This window comes from Bacillus cereus group sp. BfR-BA-01382 (genome assembly GCF_022663475.1).
Classification (GTDB): Bacteria; Bacillota; Bacilli; order Bacillales; family Bacillaceae_G; genus Bacillus_A; species Bacillus_A thuringiensis_S.
Window position 1 is genome coordinate 77319 of sequence record NZ_JAKUFQ010000007.1, and the last position, 20945, is coordinate 98263.

The following is a 20945-nucleotide window of genomic DNA, read 5'->3' on the forward strand; positions in this document are numbered from 1 at the left end:
GGAGAGTGGATAGTTTGTCAACACTTCGTGAAGAAGCACTTCACATGCATAAAGTGCATCAAGGAAAATTAGAAACTGTATCAAAAGTAAAAGTAGAAAATGCAAAAGATTTAAGTCTTGCATATTCTCCAGGGGTTGCAGAACCTTGTAAAGAAATTTATGACGATAAAAGTAAGGTATATGAATATACGATGAAGGGAAATATGGTAGCAGTTGTGACAGACGGAACAGCTGTACTTGGTCTTGGTAACATTGGACCTGAAGCATCTCTTCCAGTAATGGAAGGTAAAGCTGTATTATTCAAGAGCTTTGCTGGTGTAGATGCATTCCCGATTGCCTTAAATACAAACGATGTAGATAAAATTGTTGAAACTGTAAAATTAATGGAGCCAACTTTTGGCGGCGTTAACTTAGAAGATATCGCAGCACCAAACTGCTTCATTATTGAAGAGCGTTTGAAAAAAGAAACAAATATTCCTATCTTCCATGATGATCAACACGGAACAGCTATCGTAACAGTAGCAGGTCTTGTAAATGCACTGAAATTAGTTGGAAAGAAAATGTCTGACATTAAAGTTGTCGCAAATGGCGCAGGTGCAGCAGGTATTGCAATTATTAAACTTTTATATCGCTATGGTGTACGCGACATTATTATGTGTGACCGTAAAGGGGCAATCTATGATGGTCGTCCTACAGGTATGAATCCGGTGAAGGATGAAGTTGCAAAATATACAAATAAGAATCGTATAGAAGGTTCTTTAGCTGATGTTGTACATGGTGCGGACGTATTCATTGGTGTATCTGCAGAAGGTGCATTAACAGAAGAGATGGTTCGTACAATGAATGACGATGCGATTATTTTTGCAATGGCGAATCCGGTTCCAGAAATTATGCCAGAATTGGCAAAAGCAGCGGGCGCAGCTGTTGTTGGAACAGGTCGTTCTGACTTCCCGAACCAAGTAAATAATGTACTGGCGTTCCCTGGTATTTTCCGCGGTGCACTTGACGTACATGCGACACAAATTAACGAAGAAATGAAGATGGCAGCTGTACAGGCTATTGCTGAGCTTGTAGCAGAAGATGAGTTGAATGCAGATTATATCATTCCGGCACCATTTGACGCGCGTGTAGCGCCTCAAGTAGCGGCTTACGTTGCAAAAGCAGCAATGGAAACAGGAGTAGCTCGCCGTCAAGTAGATCCAAATGAGATCGCTGAAAAAACAAAACAATTAGCGCTGATTGGTAAAGAATAAGCGAGGAATTTCCATTGACATCATCAAATACAAAAGTATATCTCGAAATTGTAAAAAAAATCCGTTCCATTATGGAAGAGGATGGATTGGTAGCGGGGGATCGTTTGCCGTCTGAGCGTGAGTTAAGTTCACGCTTAAACGTAGGACGTTCCTCTGTAAGAGAAGCATTGCGTGCTTTAGAACTGGTAGGATTGATTGAAACGAGACGTGGTGAAGGGACATTTATTCGAAACTTTTATGATAACGGCCTTGTACAATTAATTGCTCCGTTCTTACTGCAAGATGAGAAAACAATTCGTGATTTATTACAAACGAAACGATTGCTTGAGAAAGATATGATTCGAATTGTATGTAATTTACCGAAAGAAACGTTTTCTAAAGTACTAAGTAGATTACACCAAGTACTTGAAGGAAATGAAAACTCAATCCCAACGCTTCATCAAACGTTCTTTAAAACACTTATTGAACAAGTCGATAATTATTTACTATATCGCATTTGGATGATCGTAAATGATTACGTAGCAACTCTTTCTTGTAAAGTTTCAAGAAATTCTATCGATATGTATAGAAAGCTTTATGCTACTTTGGAAGAAAAACAAGAAAATGATGCACTAAAAATTTACGATGAATTAGTAGAGAATATACAGTTTCACTCGTAATGTATAAAATTTGTCGAAATGACCATGACACGTTATGACAAACATTCTACCGCTTAGCGGTTAAAGTTAAACGTAAAGAGTGAGGTTATTAGACAGATTGAGAAGATAAGGCTAACATCAAACTTTGGTGTTAGCCCCATTTTCTTCTTACGCTAACCTTAGCTCTCAACGAAGGGGGTCAAATTGTGCTAAGAGATTTATTCGTGAAAAAGAAAAAGTACGCTGCAATACCTTCAGAACAAGTACGAAAAGATGTACCAGATGGCGTTATGACAAAATGTCCGGAATGTAAAAAAATCATGTATACGAAAGAACTTCTAAAAAATTTAAAAGTATGTGTGAATTGTGGATATCATCATCCTATGAATGCATGGGAACGTCTTGATAGTATATTGGACGAAGGGTCATTCCGTGAGTATGACAAAGAAATGGTTTCATTAAATCCACTCGAGTTTCCAGGTTATGAAGAGAAACTAGAGAGCGATCGTAAGAAGACTGAATTAAACGAAGCGGTTGTAACTGGTGAAGGAACAATTGATGACATGCTTGTTGTTGTTGCAGTAATGGATTCTCGTTTTCGAATGGGGAGCATGGGCTCTGTGGTAGGAGAAAAAATCGCCCGTGCGGTTGAAAAGGCGTACGACTTACAAGTTCCATTTATTATCTTTACTGCTTCGGGTGGTGCCCGTATGCAAGAAGGGATATTAAGTTTAATGCAAATGGCAAAAACAAGCGTAGCTTTGAAAAAGCATAGTAATGCAGGAGGATTATTTATTTCTGTTATGACTCACCCAACGACGGGCGGGGTTTCAGCGAGTTTCGCTTCACTTGGTGATTATAATCTTGCAGAACCAGGTGCACTTATCGGATTTGCTGGTAGACGTGTAATTGAACAAACGGTGCGTGAGAAACTACCGGAAGATTTCCAAACGGCAGAATTCTTACTAGATCATGGTCAATTAGATGCGGTGGTGCATCGTGATGATATGAGAGAATCGCTTCGCAAGATTTTAGAAGTTCATCAAGGAGGGGGAATGGCTGTATGGCAGAGCTAGAATTTGAAAAACCAGTTGTTGAGCTAAGAAATAAGATTCGTGAACTGAAAGACTATACGAAAAACAGCCAGATGGACTTCAGTGAGGAGATTCGTATTTTGGAAGACAAGCTAGAAAATTTAGAGGAAGATATATACGGTAATCTGAAAGTATGGGACCGTGTTCAAATTGCTCGTCATGCAGAACGACCGACAACGCTCGATTATATTGAGCACTTATTTACTGATTTTTTCGAATGTCATGGAGATCGTCTATTTGGCGATGATGCAGCGATTGTCGGCGGCATTGCGAAATATAAAGGGATGCCTGTAACTGTAATTGGGCATCAGCGCGGAAAAGATACGAAAGAAAATATTCGCCGTAACTTTGGAATGCCTCATCCAGAAGGATATCGAAAAGCATTACGCTTAATGAAGCAGGCGGAAAAGTTCAATCGTCCTATTATTTGTTTCATTGATACGAAAGGGGCTTATCCTGGTAAAGCTGCTGAAGAACGTGGTCAAAGTGAAGCTATCGCCCGCAATTTATTTGAAATGGCAGGTTTAACTGTACCTGTTATTTGTATCGTTATCGGTGAAGGTGGTAGTGGCGGTGCGCTAGGCCTTGGAGTGGGAGATTACATTCATATGCTAGAAAATTCCACTTATTCTGTTATTACACCAGAGGGTGCAGCGGCAATTCTTTGGAAAGATGCAGGAAAAGCAAAGGAAGCTGCAGAGGCAATGAAAATTACAGCAGCAGATTTGAAAGAATTAGGTGTAATTGATGAAATTATTCCAGAGGCAAAAGGTGGAGCTCACCGTAATCTTTCGAAACAGTCAGAAAATATAGATTTAATGATTAGAAAAACTTTTGAACAATTAAACGGAATTTCGAAAGATGAATTAATCGAAAAACGTTATGAAAAATATATGAAAATTGGGCAAGTTTCGTTTTCAAACGCTTCCATTGGGATAAAATAAGAAAAGCGTGCGTTCCTCTTCGCGAATGCACGTTTTTATTATGAAAAGACACATCTTCTCCATTGTGTTTTTATATTTTTTCGTGTTATTTTATTATAAGGCAAATAATCTTTATGAGGTGAGTACAAATGAAACGTATTGGTGTATTAACAAGTGGTGGAGATTCACCTGGTATGAATGCTGCCATTCGTGCAGTTGTTCGTAAAGCGATTTTCCATGATATTGAAGTATATGGTATTTACCATGGATACGCTGGATTAATTTCTGGTCACATTGAAAAATTAGAACTTGGTTCTGTTGGCGATATTATCCACCGCGGTGGTACGAAATTATATACAGCAAGATGTCCTGAGTTTAAAGACCCAGAAGTACGACTAAAAGGTATCGAGCAATTAAAGAAACATGGTATCGAAGGACTTGTTGTTATTGGTGGAGATGGTTCTTACCAAGGCGCTAAAAAATTAACTGAACAAGGATTCCCGTGTGTTGGTGTACCAGGTACAATCGACAATGATATCCCTGGAACAGACTTCACAATTGGTTTCGATACAGCTTTAAACACTGTTATTGATGCAATTGATAAAATCCGTGACACAGCTACATCTCATGAACGTACATATGTTATCGAAGTAATGGGACGTCACGCTGGTGATATCGCATTATGGGCTGGTTTAGCTGATGGTGCAGAAACAATCTTAATTCCAGAAGAAGAGTATGACATGGATGATGTTATCGCTCGTCTGAAGCGTGGTAGTGAACGTGGTAAAAAACACAGTATTATCGTTGTAGCTGAAGGTGTTGGAAGTGCAATTGACATCGGTAAGCACATTGAAGAAGCAACAAACTTTGATACTCGTGTAACTGTATTAGGTCACGTACAACGTGGTGGATCACCAAGTGCACAAGACCGTGTATTAGCAAGTCGTCTTGGCGCAAGAGCAGTTGAATTATTAATTGCTGGTAAAGGTGGACGTTGTGTAGGTATTCAAGATAACAAACTTGTTGATCATGATATTATCGAAGCGTTAGCTCAAAAGCATACAATCGATAAAGATATGTATCAATTATCTAAAGAATTATCCATCTAATTGACGTAATGTCAGATATTTGGGAACGGTTTCATAATTTTCGGAGGTGCAATATGCGTAAAACTAAAATTGTATGTACTATAGGTCCTGCTAGTGAAAGTATTGAAAAATTAGAGCAATTAATCGAAGCAGGTATGAACGTTGCTCGTTTAAACTTCTCTCATGGTAGCCATGAAGAGCACGGAGCTCGTATTAAAAACATTCGTGAAGCTTCAAAGAAAACTGGTAAAACAGTTGGTATCTTACTTGATACAAAAGGTCCAGAAATCCGTACTCACGACTTCGTAGACGGACAAGCTGAGCTTGTAACAGGTGCAGAAGTAGTTCTTTCTACTGAGCAAGTATTAGGTACTGCAGAGAAGTTCTCTGTATCTTATGCTGGTCTTTATGACGATGTAGACCCAGGTTCTCGCATTCTAATCGATGACGGTCTTATCGAACTAGAAGTAATCGAAAAAGCTGATGGAAACATCCGTACAAAAGTTCTTAACAGCGGAACTGTAAAAAATAAAAAAGGTGTTAACGTACCAAACGTAAGCATTAAGCTTCCTGGTATCACTGAAAAAGACGTAAAAGATATCATCTTCGGTATCGAGCAAAAAGTTGATTTCATCGCAGCTTCATTCGTACGTAAAGCGTCTGACGTATTAGAAATCCGTGAATTATTAGAAGAGCATGGTGCTCAATACATCCAAATCGTACCGAAAATCGAAAACCAAGAAGGTATCGACAACATCGATTCAATCTTAGAAGTTTCTGACGGTTTAATGGTAGCTCGTGGTGATATGGGTGTAGAAATTCCACCAGAAGAAGTACCATTAGTACAAAAACGTCTAATCAAAAAATGTAACGTGTTAGGTAAACCAGTTATTACTGCGACACAAATGTTAGACTCTATGCAACGTAACCCACGTCCAACTCGTGCGGAAGCAAGTGACGTAGCTAACGCAATCTTCGATGGTACAGATGCAATCATGCTTTCAGGTGAAACAGCTGCTGGTCAATATCCGGTAGAAGCAGTAACAATGATGGCTAACATTGCAGTACGTGTTGAAAAATCATTACAATACGAAGATATGTTCAAAAAACGTATTAAAGAGTTCACTCCAACAATTACAGATGCAATTAGCCAATCTGTTGCGCATACAGCACTTGCTCTTGATGTAGCTGCAATCGTAGCTCCAACAGAAAGTGGACATACTGCGAAAATGATCTCTAAATACCGTCCAAAATCTCCAATTGTAGCTGTAACATCTGACGAGCAAGTAGGACGTCGTCTTGCGCTTGTTTGGGGTGTACAAGCGTTTATGGCTGAGAAGCGCGCAGCTTCAACTGACGAAATGTTAGATACAGCAATTCAAACAGGTATGGATGCAGGTCTAATCGGACTTGGAGATACTGTAGTAATTACTGCTGGTGTTCCAGTTGCTGAAACTGGAACAACAAACTTAATGAAAATCCACGTTGTTGGTGAAGAAGTTGCTAAAGGACAAGGAATCGGTCGTAAAGCTGCAAAAGGTAAAGTAGTTGTAGCAAAAACAGCTGCTGAAGCTGTAGCGAACGTAAACGAAGGTGATATCCTTGTTACAACAAGTACTGATAAAGATATGATTCCTGCAATCGAAAAAGCTGCTGCTTTAGTTGTAGAAGAAGGTGGCTTAACAAGCCATGCGGCTGTTGTAGGCGTATCAATCGGTATTCCTGTTATCGTTGGTGTAAACGGCGTAACAGCAACTTTAAAAAATGGCCAAGAAGTAACAGTTGATGCAGCACGCGGAATTGTTTATAATGGACATGCGGAAGTGCTATAAGTAATACGGAGAGAAGGATCGGAGTCCTTCTCTTTTTTTTACACAAAAACGAGATAGAATTAGTTTAAAGCGCCTAGAATTGCTTTTAAAAGCGGTTTGTTATGAGTTTTAGTATGAAAGGGTATCTATATTTCGTATGATGTATATAGGCGTTGTGAGGGTGTTAAAAGTGAGTTGTGAGAGGGGTGTAGAACTATGAAGTGGTTACTATTCTTGTTTATTTTAATACCGGCGATTGAGATTACGGTCTTAATTGGATCAAGTCATGTAATAGGTTTATGGTCTACGTTCGCTATGATTGTATTTACAGGTGTTGTAGGTGTGTATTTGGCGAAAAGACAAGGATTTAAAGTGCTTGGAGAGATTCAATCTAAGTTGAATAGAGGGGAAATGCCAGGTGAGGCAGTACTAGATGGTATTTTTGTATTTGTAGGAGGTATTCTCTTGGTGCTTCCTGGGTATGTGACAGATGTGCTAGGGTTTATCTGCGTGATCCCTATTACGAGAGCTTTATTGAAGCCGCTTGTTATGAAGTGGATGGAATGGAAATTTAGAAAGAACTCTACTATTATCATTCAGAAGTAGCACTTAGATTATAACGATCTAAGTGCTATTTTTTTGTCTTGTAAGAGGAGAGGGGTTTTCTGATTGAGGCTTCGCTTTACTGCGCTATTTGTGGGGGATTTCTATCTCAAAGTTGGGTTGCTCGTAAGTGTCTGATGTGGGGGCGAATGATGAGTGGGGATGAACAAAACGTCCGCTTATTATATTTGCTATATAATTTTCGTTTGAACTCTTGTTGTGCTTCGATTAAACGTGTAATTTTTAAATGCTATTAATTTGGATGAATAAGATGGAGAGAAATGCAGCTAAATTAAAGTTTTGCTTTCATATAAAAGGTGGGGATTGTTAGTTGAAGCCTTATTCTATGTAGTTTTGTATATTTATTCATTTACATAAAAAGTAATAAATGTAAGTAATAAATATATATAAAATAGAATAAAAATGTATTTTTGATTAGAAAATGTGTTTTTTATGCAAAAAAACAAGAGGATTATCCTTTTTCTGGGTAATGCTCTTGTTACATGTGAGTAGTGTGAAAAAATAAGTGAAAGGAATAATCAGTGGGAAATTCCCACTGATTACAGCTTGTTTTTTATATGAATTAGAAACTTTTATTTTGAAGGTGAACCTTTAATATATTTCCACAAGTCATGGAAGACATTAGCTTTGTGTAATGTATTAAGTAGTACTAAGGTGACTGGACCGATGATTAATCCTAAAAAGCCAAAAAGCTTAAAGCCGACAAATAGAGCGACGAGTGTTGCTAATGGATCGAGACCGATGTTAGATGAAAGTACTTTCGGTTCCATAATTTGTCTTTGGACAATCACGACGATGTATAAAATGAGAAGACCAATGGCGAATGCGGTATCGCCAGTGAAAAATACGTATATAACCCATGGAACGAAGACTGCGCCTGTTCCTAAATATGGTAGTAAATCTACAACTCCTGTAATAATCGCAATAGTAATGGCGTATGGTACGCGTAATATTAAAAGTCCGATCAGTACAATGACGGTTGTCATAGATACGAGTGTAAGTTGTGCTTTCACAAAACCAAATAAAGCTTTTTTTAAGTCGACAAAAATAGTTTTTCCGTAGCCATGTACACGATTTGGTAGTAATTTTCTTGTTTTTTGAGCAAGACGGTGCCAATCGTAACTAATGAAGAAAGTGGCTAATAAAATGAATACAAGGACAGTTAACGTTGTTGGCAGTGCACTAATGAAATTTGTTAATCCGCTTATAATGGCGGTTAAAAGTTCTTTCATTTGTGTTGTTGCTTCTGTTCCTAAGTTTTGAATGTTTTGTGTAATTGTATAGCGCTGTGGTTCTCCAAGATGATTAAATTTAGAGATTAAATCATCGTAGAGAGGCATAATATGATTAAGTGCAAATTGCTGAGCGAATGTAACGATATCCGGAAACTTTACTGTAACAAGTTGGAGTAAGTATGTTGTGGCAGATATTGCTTCAGTCACAAGATATGTAACAAGTCCAACGATAGCTCCAAATACGAGAATTAAGCTAACGAGTACTGCTAGTGCGCGAGGAAATTGTAGTTTTTGATTAAGGAAATTGACGACAGGATTAATCAAATAAGCAAATGCAAAAGCGATAATAAAAGGATAGATAAGCCCTGACATGTATAGTAATACATAGAACCCAGCTATCGTTGCTACAATGACAAATATGAGTCGCAATATCATATATAGTAAGTTTCGGTTCAAAGATGTATACCTCCCATTCCGATTTGGATTATCCTAATTCGTTCAACTTATAACTAGCGTGCTCTGCTGATTAAAGTCTTACTTTAGCGGCAGTAAATCTCCCGCCAAAGCCCAATTGATGAAGGTCAATAATCAGTGGAAGATGCCCAACTGATTAAAGTGTTACTTTATGTTATAGTGGAATGATGGATTTAGCCTGCTTTTTTCGGTATATGAATGGCTGTGAAAGCCTATTCGTGATGCTACTACTATATGGTAAAAACTTCATTTTCTCTTCTTTTTATTTTACCTGTTTCTTATTAGAAAAGAAAGAAGAGACGACTGTTTTCAAAAATGTATACATGCTTAAATTTTTTTGGTGAAAGTCTCTTTTTAGAATGTATAAAAAATTGAAGGTGTTATCGATAAATAGGCATCTGTATAGCATGTATAACGATAGGTTTAAAGGTATTTTTGTTTGGAAATGAGTTCATTATTTTCAGAAAGGAAGTGTAAACATGATTAGTCAGTCAACGTTATTTTTATTCATACTACTTATTATAGGACTTATTGCTAAAAACCAATCGCTTACTGTAGCTATTGGGGTGTTATTTCTATTAAAATTTACGTTTTTAGGAGATAAGGTCTTTCCTTATTTACAAACGAAAGGAATTAACCTAGGTGTAACGGTCATTACAATAGCGGTGCTAGTACCGATTGCGACGGGGGAAATAGGTTTTAAACAACTTGGAGAAGCGGCGAAATCGTATTATGCGTGGATTGCTTTAGCTTCAGGTGTAGCAGTCGCTTTGTTAGCGAAAGGCGGCGTGCAATTGTTGACAACGGATCCTCATATTACAACTGCGCTTGTTTTTGGGACAATTATAGCGGTTGCGTTATTTAATGGGGTTGCTGTTGGTCCGTTAATTGGGGCTGGAATTGCCTATGCGGTTATGAGTATTATACAAATGTTTAAATAAGGAATTTTATAGTAATATAAAATTTTTGAATTCTTTCTGTTCACAAAAGTCAGATAATTGTTTATAATAGGATTAGAAACTTTGAAAAGTTACATAACAGCAGAGACTTTACACCAGATAAAATAAAAACAACATAAAACAATTTTATAATGATATTGTTTTATGTTGTTTTTATCATAAAACTCTTCGGAATGTATTTTCCTCACTAACTTGTTGTTTTGAGCGTGAGGATTCGGGGAGACATTCACGCTCATGCTTTCCATGTAAACCATGGACAATAAGAGGGGAACATCGCAACAAATTTGCATGATCGTGCATTTTGCTTGCCTAAAGAGTGAACGGGCGTTCATAATTCATAAGGGGAGCAAATAGATATAAGGAGCAAGGTTGGGAGAATTTTCAGGAAAAGGAGAGAATGTCATGACTGTTATTCGAGGTTTAGAAGGGGTAGTAGCAACAACATCATCTGTGAGCTCTATTATTGATGATACATTAACTTATGTTGGGTATAATATTGATGATTTAGCTGAGAATGCTACGTTTGAAGAAGTAGTGTACTTATTATGGCACCGCAAGCTTCCTAATGAAAAAGAACTAGCGGAATTTAATGAAATTGTATCTGAATACTATAAAGTTCCAGGTGAGATTTTAACATATTTGAAACAAGTAGATTTAAAAATTGCACATCCGATGTCTGTTTTACGAACTGCAATTTCCATGCTATCATTATACGATGAGAGCGCTGAAATTATGGATGAAAAGTCTAATTATTTGAAAGCGGTTAAATTACAGGCTCAAGTGGGAACTTTAGTTGCTGCTTACGCGAGAATCCGTAAAGGTTTAGATATTGTTGAGCCAAGAAAGGATTTATCATTAGCTGCAAACTTCTTGTACATGTTAAATGATCGCGAGCCAAATGAAGTTGAAATTGAAGCTTTTGATAAGGCACTTGTACTTCATGCAGATCATGAGTTAAACGCTTCTACATTTACTGCACGTGTTTGCGTAGCTACACTTTCAGATGTATATTCTGGTATTACAGCAGCAATTGGTGCATTAAAAGGTCCTCTTCACGGTGGGGCAAATGAAAATGTAATGAAGATGTTAACTGAAATTGGCGAAGAAGAAAATGTAGAATCATATATTCATAATGCTCTTCAAAATAAAGTGAAAATCATGGGCTTTGGCCACCGTGTGTATGAGCAGGGTGATCCACGTGCAAAACACTTACGTGAAATGTCTAAGAGATTATGCGTGCTTTTAGGAGAAGACAAATGGTATAATATGTCTATCAAAATTGAAGACATTGTAACAAAAGAAAAAGGTCTTCCACCAAATGTTGATTTCTATTCAGCTTCTGTATACCATTGTTTAGGAATTGACCATGACTTATTTACACCTATTTTTGCAATTAGCCGTATGTCAGGCTGGTTAGCTCATATTCTAGAACAATATGAAAATAACCGTTTAATCCGTCCACGTGCTGATTATAATGGACCAACGCATCAAGTGTATGTTCCAATCGCACAAAGATAAGCAAAAAACACTATTTTGATAGTGAAAATACGCTTTCAAAAGTCTGATTTTTTCGGAAAGATGTAATGATTAGAATATTTTAATTTGACTAACGGTTTGAACTGAGGGGTTATTCCCTCAGTTTCATACATATGAAATTTCAAACATGGGGGTTATCACATTGACGACAGGTGAAAAAATTACTGTAACTAATGGTGTTATGAATGTACCAAACAATCCGATTATTCCATTTATTGAAGGAGATGGAATTGGTCCTGATATTTGGGCAGCTGCATCTCGCGTAATAGAAGCAGCAGTTGAAAAAGCTTATGATGGTGAGAAGAAAATCGTTTGGAAAGAAGTGCTTGCAGGGGAAAAAGCATTCAACCAAACAGGCGAGTGGTTACCAGAAGAGACTTTAAATTTAATCCGCGAATATTTAATCGCAATTAAAGGTCCACTTACAACTCCAGTTGGCGGTGGTATTCGTTCTCTAAACGTAGCACTTCGTCAAGAATTAGATCTATATGTATGTCTACGTCCAGTTCGTTATTTTGAAGGTGTTCCTTCACCTGTAAAACGTCCGGAAGATACTGATATGGTTATTTTCCGTGAAAATACAGAAGACATTTATGCTGGAATTGAATATGCACAAGGATCTCCAGAAGCAGAAAAAGTTCTTGCTTTCTTAAAAGAAGCAATGGGTGTTAATAAAATCCGCTTCCCAGAAACATCTGGTATTGGTATTAAACCAATCTCAGAAGAAGGGACAAAGCGTCTTGTTCGTGCTGCAATTCAATATGCAATTAACGAAAAACGCTCTTCTGTTACATTAGTTCATAAAGGAAACATTATGAAATTTACAGAAGGTGCTTTCAAAAACTGGGGTTACGAAGTAGCGGAACAAGAATTCGGCGACAAAGTATTTACTTGGGCTGAATATGATCGCATTGTTGAAAAAGATGGTAAAGATGCAGCGAATAAAGCGATGGCAGACGCTGAAGTGGCTGGAAAAATCATCGTAAAAGATTCTATTGCAGACATCTTCTTACAACAAATTTTAACTCGTCCACGTGAGTTCGATGTTGTTGCAACAATGAACTTAAATGGTGACTATATCTCTGATGCACTTGCTGCACAAGTAGGTGGAATTGGTATTGCACCTGGTGCAAACATTAACTATGTGACTGGACATGCTATCTTTGAAGCTACACATGGTACAGCTCCAAAATATGCAGGTTTAGATAAAGTAAACCCATCTTCAGTTCTTCTTTCAGGTGTATTATTATTAGAACACTTAGGATGGAACGAAGCTGCGAAATTAGTAACAGATTCAGTTGAGAAAACAATTGCATCAAAAGTAGTAACATATGACTTCGCTCGCCTAATGGAAGGTGCAACAGAAGTGAAATGTTCTGAGTTTGCTAATGAGCTTATTAAAAACATGGATGTAGCGATAATCAAAAACGCATAATTAAAGCGGGGGGTAAATTATGACAATCAAACGCAAGAAGGTTTCAGTCATCGGTGCAGGATTTACAGGAGCAACAACGGCATTCTTATTAGCACAAAAAGAACTTGCAGATGTTGTATTAGTGGACATTCCACAACTGGAAAATCCAACAAAAGGGAAAGCGTTAGATATGTTAGAAGCGAGCCCAGTACAAGGTTTTGATGCTAACATTATTGGAACATCTGATTACGCAGATACTGCTGATTCTGACGTTGTCGTTATTACAGCAGGTATTGCACGTAAGCCTGGTATGAGCCGTGATGACTTAGTAGCAACGAACTCTAAAATTATGAAAAGTATTACGCGCGACATTGCAAAACATTCACCAAATGCAATTATTGTTGTGTTAACAAATCCAGTTGATGCAATGACATATTCTGTATTTAAAGAAGCAGGATTCCCGAAAGAGCGTGTAATTGGCCAATCGGGCGTATTAGATACAGCTCGTTTCCGTACATTCATCGCACAAGAATTAAATCTTTCTGTAAAAGACATTACAGGATTTGTTCTTGGTGGACATGGTGACGACATGGTACCTCTTGTGCGTTATTCTTATGCAGGCGGTATTCCGTTAGAAACGTTAATTCCGAAAGAGCGTTTAGAAGCAATCGTAGAACGTACACGTAAAGGTGGCGGTGAGATTGTAGGCTTATTAGGAAACGGTAGTGCATATTACGCACCAGCAGCTTCTTTAGTTGAAATGACAGAAGCAATCTTAAAAGATCAACGCCGTGTATTACCAGCTATTGCGTACCTTGAAGGTGAGTATGGTTATAGTGACCTTTACTTAGGGGTACCAGTAATTCTAGGTGGTAACGGAATTGAAAAAATTATTGAATTAGAACTTCTTGCAGATGAAAAAGAAGCGTTAGATCGCTCTGTAGAATCTGTACGTAACGTAATGAAAGTTCTTGTTTAATAATTGAATAGTAGTGAAAAAGATTCGGGATTCCGAATCTTTTTCTACTATTTACCGAATTGTTTTTTTGAAATAATATGAAAACGCTATCATTTGTAATATCCTATAATGAAACTGTAGATTTATACTATACATTGCCCTCATCATAGTAAATTTCGGATAAGGTATCGCTTTTAGTAGGATAATAAGGTGAAAAAATCGGAGGGGGTTGTAACATGTTAAAGAAAAAAGTTCAAATTGGTCGTAAAATGGATGAAATTACAGTAGGAGAGAAATTATCTATCACTGAAAAAATTGAGGATAAAGATTTGTTATTGTACTTAGGGTTAACGAATGATGCCAATCCATTATATATTCAGCATGATTACGCATCCCAAACTCCGTATGAAAAGCCGATTGTACCAAGCATTATGCTAACGGGAATGATTACAACGGCAGTTACGAAATATTTACCGGGTCCAGGAAGTCATATTACTAGGAAGGACCTTACGTTCGTGAAGCATGTTCACCATTATGAAACGTTACAAATCCACTTTGAAGTTGTGGCTGTTTCTGAGGAGGAACATACAATTGATATGCTTGTATCTGCTCATGATGAAAAAGGAGAAACTGTTGTAAAGGGTTCATTAACAGTAACGCCACCTTATAAATCTGTTTCCATTATGGAAAAAGCATTAGATAATTTTTAAAAGATGAAAATATGAATAGCGCTAGCATACCTTGAATAAGGATGCTAGCGCTATTTTTAGTTGAAGAATCCTTCTTTGAACCCTTCAGCAAATTCTGAGCAACCCGTTTTAATCGTATCCCAGCTCGGAGCGTTGAAAGCAAGGATACATGTGACTGCTAAAGATAGAATGGGTAGTATTAGTCGCATAATAGACCTCCTGATTGTATTAATTTATATATTAAGATTAATGATATAAATATCGGTAATTGAAGTCAATGAAAGGAGTGATTCTTTTAAGTGAGGTGGAAAAAAGAAGAAGTTATCTTTGAAACGATACGAGAAACTGAAGTGTGGGGCGATTCGATCGCGAATGAAATGTACGGGAGATTATTTGATGGATATGAAACGCTAGATTATAAAATAGCGTATGCTCTTTCGTTTTTCCTAGCACAAAATCAAGATTTTATCCCGCATTAACGGGCAGTAAGATCCCACCTCAAAATTCAGCGAAAGCAAAGAAGTTAGGTCGGGAATCAACTGCCCGTAAAAGCCCGATTGATTCAACTAATAATCAGTGGGGAATGAACAACCCCCACTGATTAAAGTTTCACTTTATAGTTCATACGGAAGTGAGCTTTAAAGAAGAGAGAGCAATCTATAAAGTTTGGCAAAATCCTGTGTAGTTGCAGGTGAAGCGTAATTACGTCTACTTTCTCAATTCTACACAAACGATCTCCATGAATAGACAATTATATTGAGAGGGACCTTGTTTTCTAGTATGATGAGAATAACGGGGGAAATACTAGGATGAAGAAGGTTTCAAGTCTATAACTTGGAGGAAAAGAATGAACAATCGTATTTTAGTAGTTGATGATGAGGAATTTATCTTAACTTTAATTGAATTTAATTTACAACAAGCTGGGTTTGAAGTTATAACAGCGATGGATGGAGAAATGGCGCTTCAAAAAGCGACAACAGAACGCCCAGATTTAATTATATTAGATTTAATGCTTCCGAAAATGGATGGTATGGAAGTGTGTAAAGAATTACGATTGCAGCGCGTTATGACGCCGATTTTAATGTTAACGGCAAAAGATGATGAGTTTGATAAGGTGCTAGGTCTTGAACTTGGGGCAGATGATTATATGACGAAGCCATTTAGTCCAAGAGAAGTTGTTGCTCGTGTGAAGGCAATTTTGCGCCGCACGAAATTACAACAAGAAGAACAAGTTGCAGAAGCGCCAGATGAAGATAGCATTACAATTGCAGAACTTAAAATTTTACCGGAGTTTTATGAGGCTTATTTCCAAGGAAGAAAGCTTGAATTAACACCAAAAGAATTTGAACTACTTGTGTATCTCGCGAAAAATAAAAGTCGCGTGTTGACGCGTGATCAATTATTAAGTGCTGTATGGAATTACGATTTTGCTGGTGATACACGAATTGTTGATGTTCATATTAGCCATTTGCGCGATAAAATTGAACAAAATACGAAAAAACCGACGTACATTAAAACGATACGTGGTTTAGGATATAAATTAGAGGAGCCAAAAGGGAATGAATAAATTTCGTTCCAGGCTTCTTTTTACATTTGTTTCTCTTATTGTATTTATTTTAGTTGGACTAGGCTTATTGCTAGAAACTGTGTTTGAAAACTACTATATAGATCATGCTAAAGAGAGAATGGTAAAAGAGACGGAGTATGTTGCGGCGTTAGCAGAAGAGCAAGGTTTTGATAAGGTCCTAAAAAATCCATACGTATTTGAAAAGTTAGAAGAAAAAATACCAGCTTCTATCGTATTTGTGAATGAAAAAAAGAAAGTTCAATATAGAAAAGGACAAGAATTGGCATTTAGTCCAGAGACGATTCAAGAACTTTCTTCGGAAGTGGCAAAACAACGAAGTAAAGTGATTACGAAAGAGACAGATCGAAAGAATCAATTTTATCATACGGTGTTCGTTCAAGATGTAGAAGGAAAACAAGGATACATTTTGGTGAAAAGTACAATCGATCCTTTAAGAGACGTACATCAAAAAACGTGGGGATTATTAATTATCGGATTTGTCATTGCTTGTCTCGTAGTTGTATTTTTAGGTATGAAAATTACAGGGCAATATATTAGGCCGATTGAATCAGTTACGAAAGTTGCAATTGAATTGGCGAAGGGTAATTATAAAGCACGTGCATACGAAAGTCATTCGGACGAAACAGGAATGCTGAGTAAAGCAATTAATATTTTAGCTCGTAACTTACAAGAGATGACACTGGAACAAGAAATGCAGCAAGATCGTCTGCATACGTTAATTGAAAATATGGGAAGCGGAATGATTTTAATTGATAGCCGCGGATATATAAACCTTGTAAACCGCTCTTATAAGGAAACTTTTCACGTAACAGATGAAGAATATTTAGATCGCTTATATTATGAATCGTTTCATCATACAGAAATTATTGAGCTTGTAGAAGAAATCTTTATGACAGAAGTGAAAGTGCGTAAACAAATGTTATTGCCACTTGGAATTGAGCGGAAGCACTTTGAAGTATATGGAGCACCGATTATCGGGACAAACCATGAATGGAAAGGGATTGTTCTCGTATTCCATGACATAACAGAGTTAAAGAAATTAGAACAAATGAGAAAAGACTTTTTAGCGAATGTTTCTCATGAATTAAAGACACCGATTACTTCTATTAAAGGTTTTTCAGAAACACTCTTAGACGGAGCGATGGATAATAAAAAATTCTGCGAACATTTCTTGCACATTATTTTAAAAGAAAGTGAGCGCATGCAAGGGTTAATTGAAGATTTATTAGATTTGTCGAAGATCGAACAACAAGGATTTAAATTAAATATGGGAACCGTTGATATGAAGGGGCTGCTTGAAGATATTCATATGGTGCTTGATAATAAAGCAGGAGAAAAAGAAATCTCTTTACAAGTGAATGTATTAAAACGTGCCTCTGTTATTGGAGATCCAAGTCGTCTGAAACAAATCTTTATTAATTTAATTAATAACGCGATCGTATATACACCGGCTGGAGGCGTTGTTTCAGTAGAGTTAGCGGAAGATAAATATAATGCTTATATAAAAGTATCGGATACTGGAATTGGTATTAGTAAAGAGGAAATTCCGCGTATTTTTGAACGCTTTTACCGAGTGGATAAAGCGAGAAGTAGAAATACTGGTGGTACAGGCCTTGGATTATCAATTGTAAAGCATTTAGTAGAGGCGCATCAAGGTACGATTACAGTAGATAGTGAAGTTGGAGAAGGGACAACGTTTACAGTTGTTTTACCGAAATCAGCAACTGAAAAATAGGATGAAGGATGTTTACAATATATTAACAATGTCTTAATTAAATATTAATAAAGCTCTGTTAATATAATACATGAAAACCCCTTCATCCAAGGAGTAATTTTGGACGAGAATAGTTAAACTGTTCTCGTCACTTCCCTTTATGCCAATATAAGTCTGTTTTATATATGAAAGAAAAGAACCGTTATTTTTCTTCTCTCTATTAGTCATGTTAATATAGAGAGAGGAAAGGAACGGTTTTTTTCTGTGAAAAAAATCATTTCAAATTTGCATGGGGAGGTTTCTGATTTGGAAAAAAAGGTCGTATTAGTAGATGGTAATAATATCGCGTATCGTGCTTTCTTTGCACTACCGCTTTTAAATAACGACAAAGGTATACATACGAACGCAATTTACGGTTTTACAATGATGTTAATGAGAATATTAGAGGAAGAAAAACCGACGCATATGTTAGTAGCATTTGATGCGGGTAAAACGACATTCCGTCATAAAACATATAGTGAGTATAAAGGCGGACGTCAAAAGACCCCACCTGAATTATCAGAACAATTCCCGTTTATTCGTGAGATGCTTGATGCATTCAACGTACCGCGTTATGAATTGGAAAATTATGAAGCGGATGATATTATGGGAACGCTAGCAAAAGAAGCAAGCGAACAAGGAGCAAGTGTAAAAGTTATTTCAGGAGATAAAGATTTACTTCAACTTGTTTCTGATAACACGCTTGTATGTATTCCGCGAAAAGGGATTACGGAAGTAGATGAATATACGAAAGAAGCTTTATTTGAGAAATATAGCTTATCACCAAAGCAAATTATCGATATGAAAGGTTTAATGGGAGACCAATCAGATAATATTCCGGGTGTACCAGGAGTTGGTGAAAAAACTGCGATTAAATTGTTAACACAGTTTGGAACGGTTGAAGAAGTGTATGACAATCTAGATCAAGTAAGCGGGAAGAAATTAAAAGAAAAACTGGAAGCAAATAAAGACCAAGCTCTTATGAGTAAAGATCTTGCAACTATCATTACAGATGCGCCGATTACAGTGCATGTGGATGATATGGAATATAAAGGATATGAAGCAAGTGATGTCGTTCCAATGTTCGAGAGTTTAGGATTTACATCTCTTTTAAATAAATTAGGTGTTACGCCAGAAGAAACGGCTCCAGCTGAATTAGATGATATTACATTTGATATTGTGGAAGAAGTTACCGAAGAAATGCTTCAGCAAGATAGTGCGCTTATTGTTGAAGTACAAGAAGATAACTATCATAAAGCAGATATTCAAGGTTTTGGTATTCAAAATGAAAATGGTTGCTACTTTATTCAAAAGGACATTGCTCTTAAGTCAGATGCATTTAAAGACTGGCTTGCAGATGGAGAGATGAGAAAGCATACATTTGATGCGAAGCGTGCAATCGTTGCACTGAAATGGAACGGTATAGATATACAAGGGGTTGACTTTGATCTATTAATCGCTGCTTATTTACTTGATCCGGCTGATACAGATAAAGATTTCCGTACTGTAGCGAAAATGAAAGAAACGCATGCTGTGAAATCTGACGAAGAAGTTTATGGAAAAGGCGCGAAGCGTGCTGTTCCAGAGTTAAAAGTAGTAGCGGAGCATGTAGCTCGTAAAGTGCATGTATTATATGATGTAAAGCAAACATTCGTTGAAGAGTTAGAGAAGAATGAGCAATATGAACTGTTTACAGAGTTAGAATTACCACTTGCGCGTGTATTAGCTGATATGGAAGTAAAAGGTGTAAAAGTTGATACAGAGCGTCTTCGTAATATGGGAGAAGAACTTGCAGGCAGATTAAAGGAAATGGAACAGGAAATTTATAAGCTTGCGGGAACAGAATTTAATATTAATTCACCGAAGCAGCTAGGTGTTATTCTGTTTGAGAATTTAAACTTACCGGTTATTAAAAAGACGAAAACAGGTTATTCTACGTCAGCTGATGTACTAGATAAGCTTATGGATCACCATGAAATTATTCCAAACATTTTACATTATCGTCAATTAGGGAAACTAAATTCAACTTACATTGAAGGTTTACTGAAAGTTGTACATGAAGATTCATCTAAAATTCATACTCGTTTTAATCAAGTGTTAACACAAACAGGTCGATTAAGTTCGACGGATCCGAACTTGCAAAATATCCCGATTCGATTAGAAGAAGGAAGAAAGATTCGTCAGGCATTTGTTCCATCAGAAGAAGGTTGGATTATGTATGCGGCTGATTATTCACAAATCGAGCTGCGTGTATTAGCTCATATTGCAAATGATAAAGGGCTAGTTGAAGCATTCCAACATGACATGGATATTCATACGAAAACAGCTATGGATGTATTTGGCGTTGAAAAAGATGAAGTAACTTCAAATATGAGACGACAAGCGAAAGCTGTTAACTTCGGAATTGTGTATGGTATTAGTGATTATGGTCTTTCGCAAAACTTAGGGATTACAAGAAAAGCAGCAGCGGAATTTATTGAAAAGTATTTAGAAAGTTTCCCTGGTGTACAAGAATACATGGAGGACATCGTAAAAGATGCGAAACAAAAAGGATATGTGGCCACATTATTAAATCGTCGCCGTTATATTCCAGAAATTACGAGTCGTAATTTCAATTTACGTAGCTTTGCTGAGCGTACAGCGATGAATACACCAATTCAAGGTACTGCAGCAGATATTATTAAAAAAGCGATGATTATTATGGCAGATCGTTTAGAAGAAGAAGGCTTACAAGCGCGTCTTCTTCTACAAGTACACGATGAATTAATATTTGAAGCACCAAAAGAAGAAATTGAAAAATTAGAGCAGCTTGTACCTGAAGTAATGGAGCATGCAATTGAACTCGCAGTTCCGCTGAAAGTTGATTATTCTTACGGTCCAACTTGGTACGACGCAAAATAAGGAAGTG

At 37.0% G+C, this 20945-nt stretch carries 18 protein-coding genes; 16 read left to right on the top strand and 2 right to left on the bottom strand.

What is annotated here, in order from left to right:
* Positions 1 to 44 precede the first annotated feature (44 nt).
* The 7 genes from ystJ to MR160_RS05185 all read left to right on the top strand — a co-directional run bounded on the left by ystJ (position 45) and on the right by MR160_RS05185 (position 7413).
* Positions 45 to 1253 (top strand): NADP-dependent malic enzyme, encoded by a 1209-nt coding sequence (ystJ, locus tag MR160_RS05155; protein WP_161635086.1) that lies wholly within the window; start codon positions 45 to 47, stop codon positions 1251 to 1253.
* A 14-nt stretch (positions 1254 to 1267) separates the two neighbouring features.
* Positions 1268 to 1912: a FadR/GntR family transcriptional regulator gene (locus tag MR160_RS05160; protein WP_000204446.1), complete on the top strand. Its 645-nt coding sequence runs from the start codon at positions 1268 to 1270 to the stop codon at positions 1910 to 1912.
* 185 nt (positions 1913 to 2097) lie between these two features.
* Positions 2098 to 2967, top strand: coding sequence for an acetyl-CoA carboxylase, carboxyltransferase subunit beta (gene accD, locus MR160_RS05165; protein WP_000942858.1), 870 nt, complete (start codon positions 2098 to 2100; stop codon positions 2965 to 2967).
* A complete protein-coding gene (gene accA / locus MR160_RS05170) occupies positions 2955 to 3929 on the top strand; it encodes an acetyl-CoA carboxylase carboxyl transferase subunit alpha (protein ID WP_000818789.1) in 975 nt (324 codons plus the stop codon). The genes accD and accA overlap by 13 nt, the downstream gene beginning before the upstream one ends.
* A gap of 128 nt (positions 3930 to 4057) precedes the next feature.
* Positions 4058 to 5017: a 6-phosphofructokinase gene (gene pfkA / locus MR160_RS05175; RefSeq protein ID WP_000821157.1), complete on the top strand. Its 960-nt coding sequence runs from the start codon at positions 4058 to 4060 to the stop codon at positions 5015 to 5017.
* Between the two features lie 53 nt (positions 5018 to 5070).
* Complete coding sequence (pyk, locus tag MR160_RS05180; RefSeq protein ID WP_001232667.1) at positions 5071 to 6828, top strand: pyruvate kinase; 1758 nt, start codon at positions 5071 to 5073, stop codon at positions 6826 to 6828.
* 195 nt (positions 6829 to 7023) lie between these two features.
* Positions 7024 to 7413 carry an FxsA family protein gene (locus tag MR160_RS05185; RefSeq protein WP_000871631.1) on the top strand — a complete coding sequence of 130 codons (390 nt, stop codon included), beginning with the start codon at positions 7024 to 7026 and terminating at the stop codon, positions 7411 to 7413.
* A 590-nt stretch (positions 7414 to 8003) separates the two neighbouring features.
* Here the strand turns inward: MR160_RS05185 and ytvI are convergent.
* Complete coding sequence (gene ytvI, locus MR160_RS05190) at positions 8004 to 9122, bottom strand: sporulation integral membrane protein YtvI (RefSeq protein WP_001081375.1); 1119 nt, start codon at positions 9120 to 9122, stop codon at positions 8004 to 8006.
* Between the two features lie 497 nt (positions 9123 to 9619).
* On the opposite strand from ytvI, the gene MR160_RS05195 reads away from it, so the two are divergent.
* The 5 genes from MR160_RS05195 to MR160_RS05215 all read left to right on the top strand — a co-directional run bounded on the left by MR160_RS05195 (position 9620) and on the right by MR160_RS05215 (position 14717).
* A complete protein-coding gene (locus MR160_RS05195) occupies positions 9620 to 10081 on the top strand; it encodes a DUF441 domain-containing protein (RefSeq protein ID WP_000625507.1) in 462 nt (153 codons plus the stop codon).
* A 387-nt stretch (positions 10082 to 10468) separates the two neighbouring features.
* The gene (gene citZ / locus MR160_RS05200) at positions 10469 to 11617 is read left to right on the top strand and encodes a citrate synthase (protein ID WP_000503651.1); all 1149 of its coding nucleotides are present in this window, start codon (positions 10469 to 10471) and stop codon (positions 11615 to 11617) included.
* A gap of 160 nt (positions 11618 to 11777) precedes the next feature.
* A complete protein-coding gene (icd, locus tag MR160_RS05205) occupies positions 11778 to 13070 on the top strand; it encodes an NADP-dependent isocitrate dehydrogenase (RefSeq protein ID WP_000206893.1) in 1293 nt (430 codons plus the stop codon).
* Positions 13071 to 13089: 19 nt separating this feature from the next.
* The gene (mdh, locus tag MR160_RS05210) at positions 13090 to 14028 is read left to right on the top strand and encodes a malate dehydrogenase (RefSeq protein ID WP_000153232.1); all 939 of its coding nucleotides are present in this window, start codon (positions 13090 to 13092) and stop codon (positions 14026 to 14028) included.
* Positions 14029 to 14243: 215 nt separating this feature from the next.
* Positions 14244 to 14717: a MaoC family dehydratase gene (locus MR160_RS05215; RefSeq protein ID WP_000914181.1), complete on the top strand. Its 474-nt coding sequence runs from the start codon at positions 14244 to 14246 to the stop codon at positions 14715 to 14717.
* A gap of 56 nt (positions 14718 to 14773) precedes the next feature.
* On the opposite strand, the gene MR160_RS34795 is transcribed toward MR160_RS05215, so the two are convergent.
* Positions 14774 to 14905: a hypothetical protein gene (locus MR160_RS34795; RefSeq protein ID WP_001237011.1), complete on the bottom strand. Its 132-nt coding sequence runs from the start codon at positions 14903 to 14905 to the stop codon at positions 14774 to 14776.
* Positions 14906 to 14995: 90 nt separating this feature from the next.
* Between MR160_RS34795 and MR160_RS05220 the strand changes: the two genes are divergently transcribed.
* The 4 genes from MR160_RS05220 to polA all read left to right on the top strand — a co-directional run bounded on the left by MR160_RS05220 (position 14996) and on the right by polA (position 20938).
* Entirely contained in the window at positions 14996 to 15175 is a 180-nt protein-coding gene (locus MR160_RS05220; RefSeq protein ID WP_086390961.1) for a hypothetical protein, read from the top strand.
* Positions 15176 to 15543: 368 nt separating this feature from the next.
* On the top strand, positions 15544 to 16263 hold the full coding sequence (phoP, locus tag MR160_RS05225) for a two-component system response regulator PhoP (protein WP_001065220.1): 720 nt from the start codon (positions 15544 to 15546) through the stop codon (positions 16261 to 16263).
* Positions 16256 to 18019 (top strand): sensory box histidine kinase PhoR, encoded by a 1764-nt coding sequence (gene phoR / locus MR160_RS05230; protein ID WP_001032097.1) that lies wholly within the window; start codon positions 16256 to 16258, stop codon positions 18017 to 18019. Before phoP ends, phoR begins: the two co-directional genes overlap by 8 nt.
* Before the next feature lie 285 nt (positions 18020 to 18304).
* The gene (polA, locus tag MR160_RS05235; RefSeq protein ID WP_000412808.1) at positions 18305 to 20938 is read left to right on the top strand and encodes a DNA polymerase I; all 2634 of its coding nucleotides are present in this window, start codon (positions 18305 to 18307) and stop codon (positions 20936 to 20938) included.
* Positions 20939 to 20945: the final 7 nt, after the last annotated feature.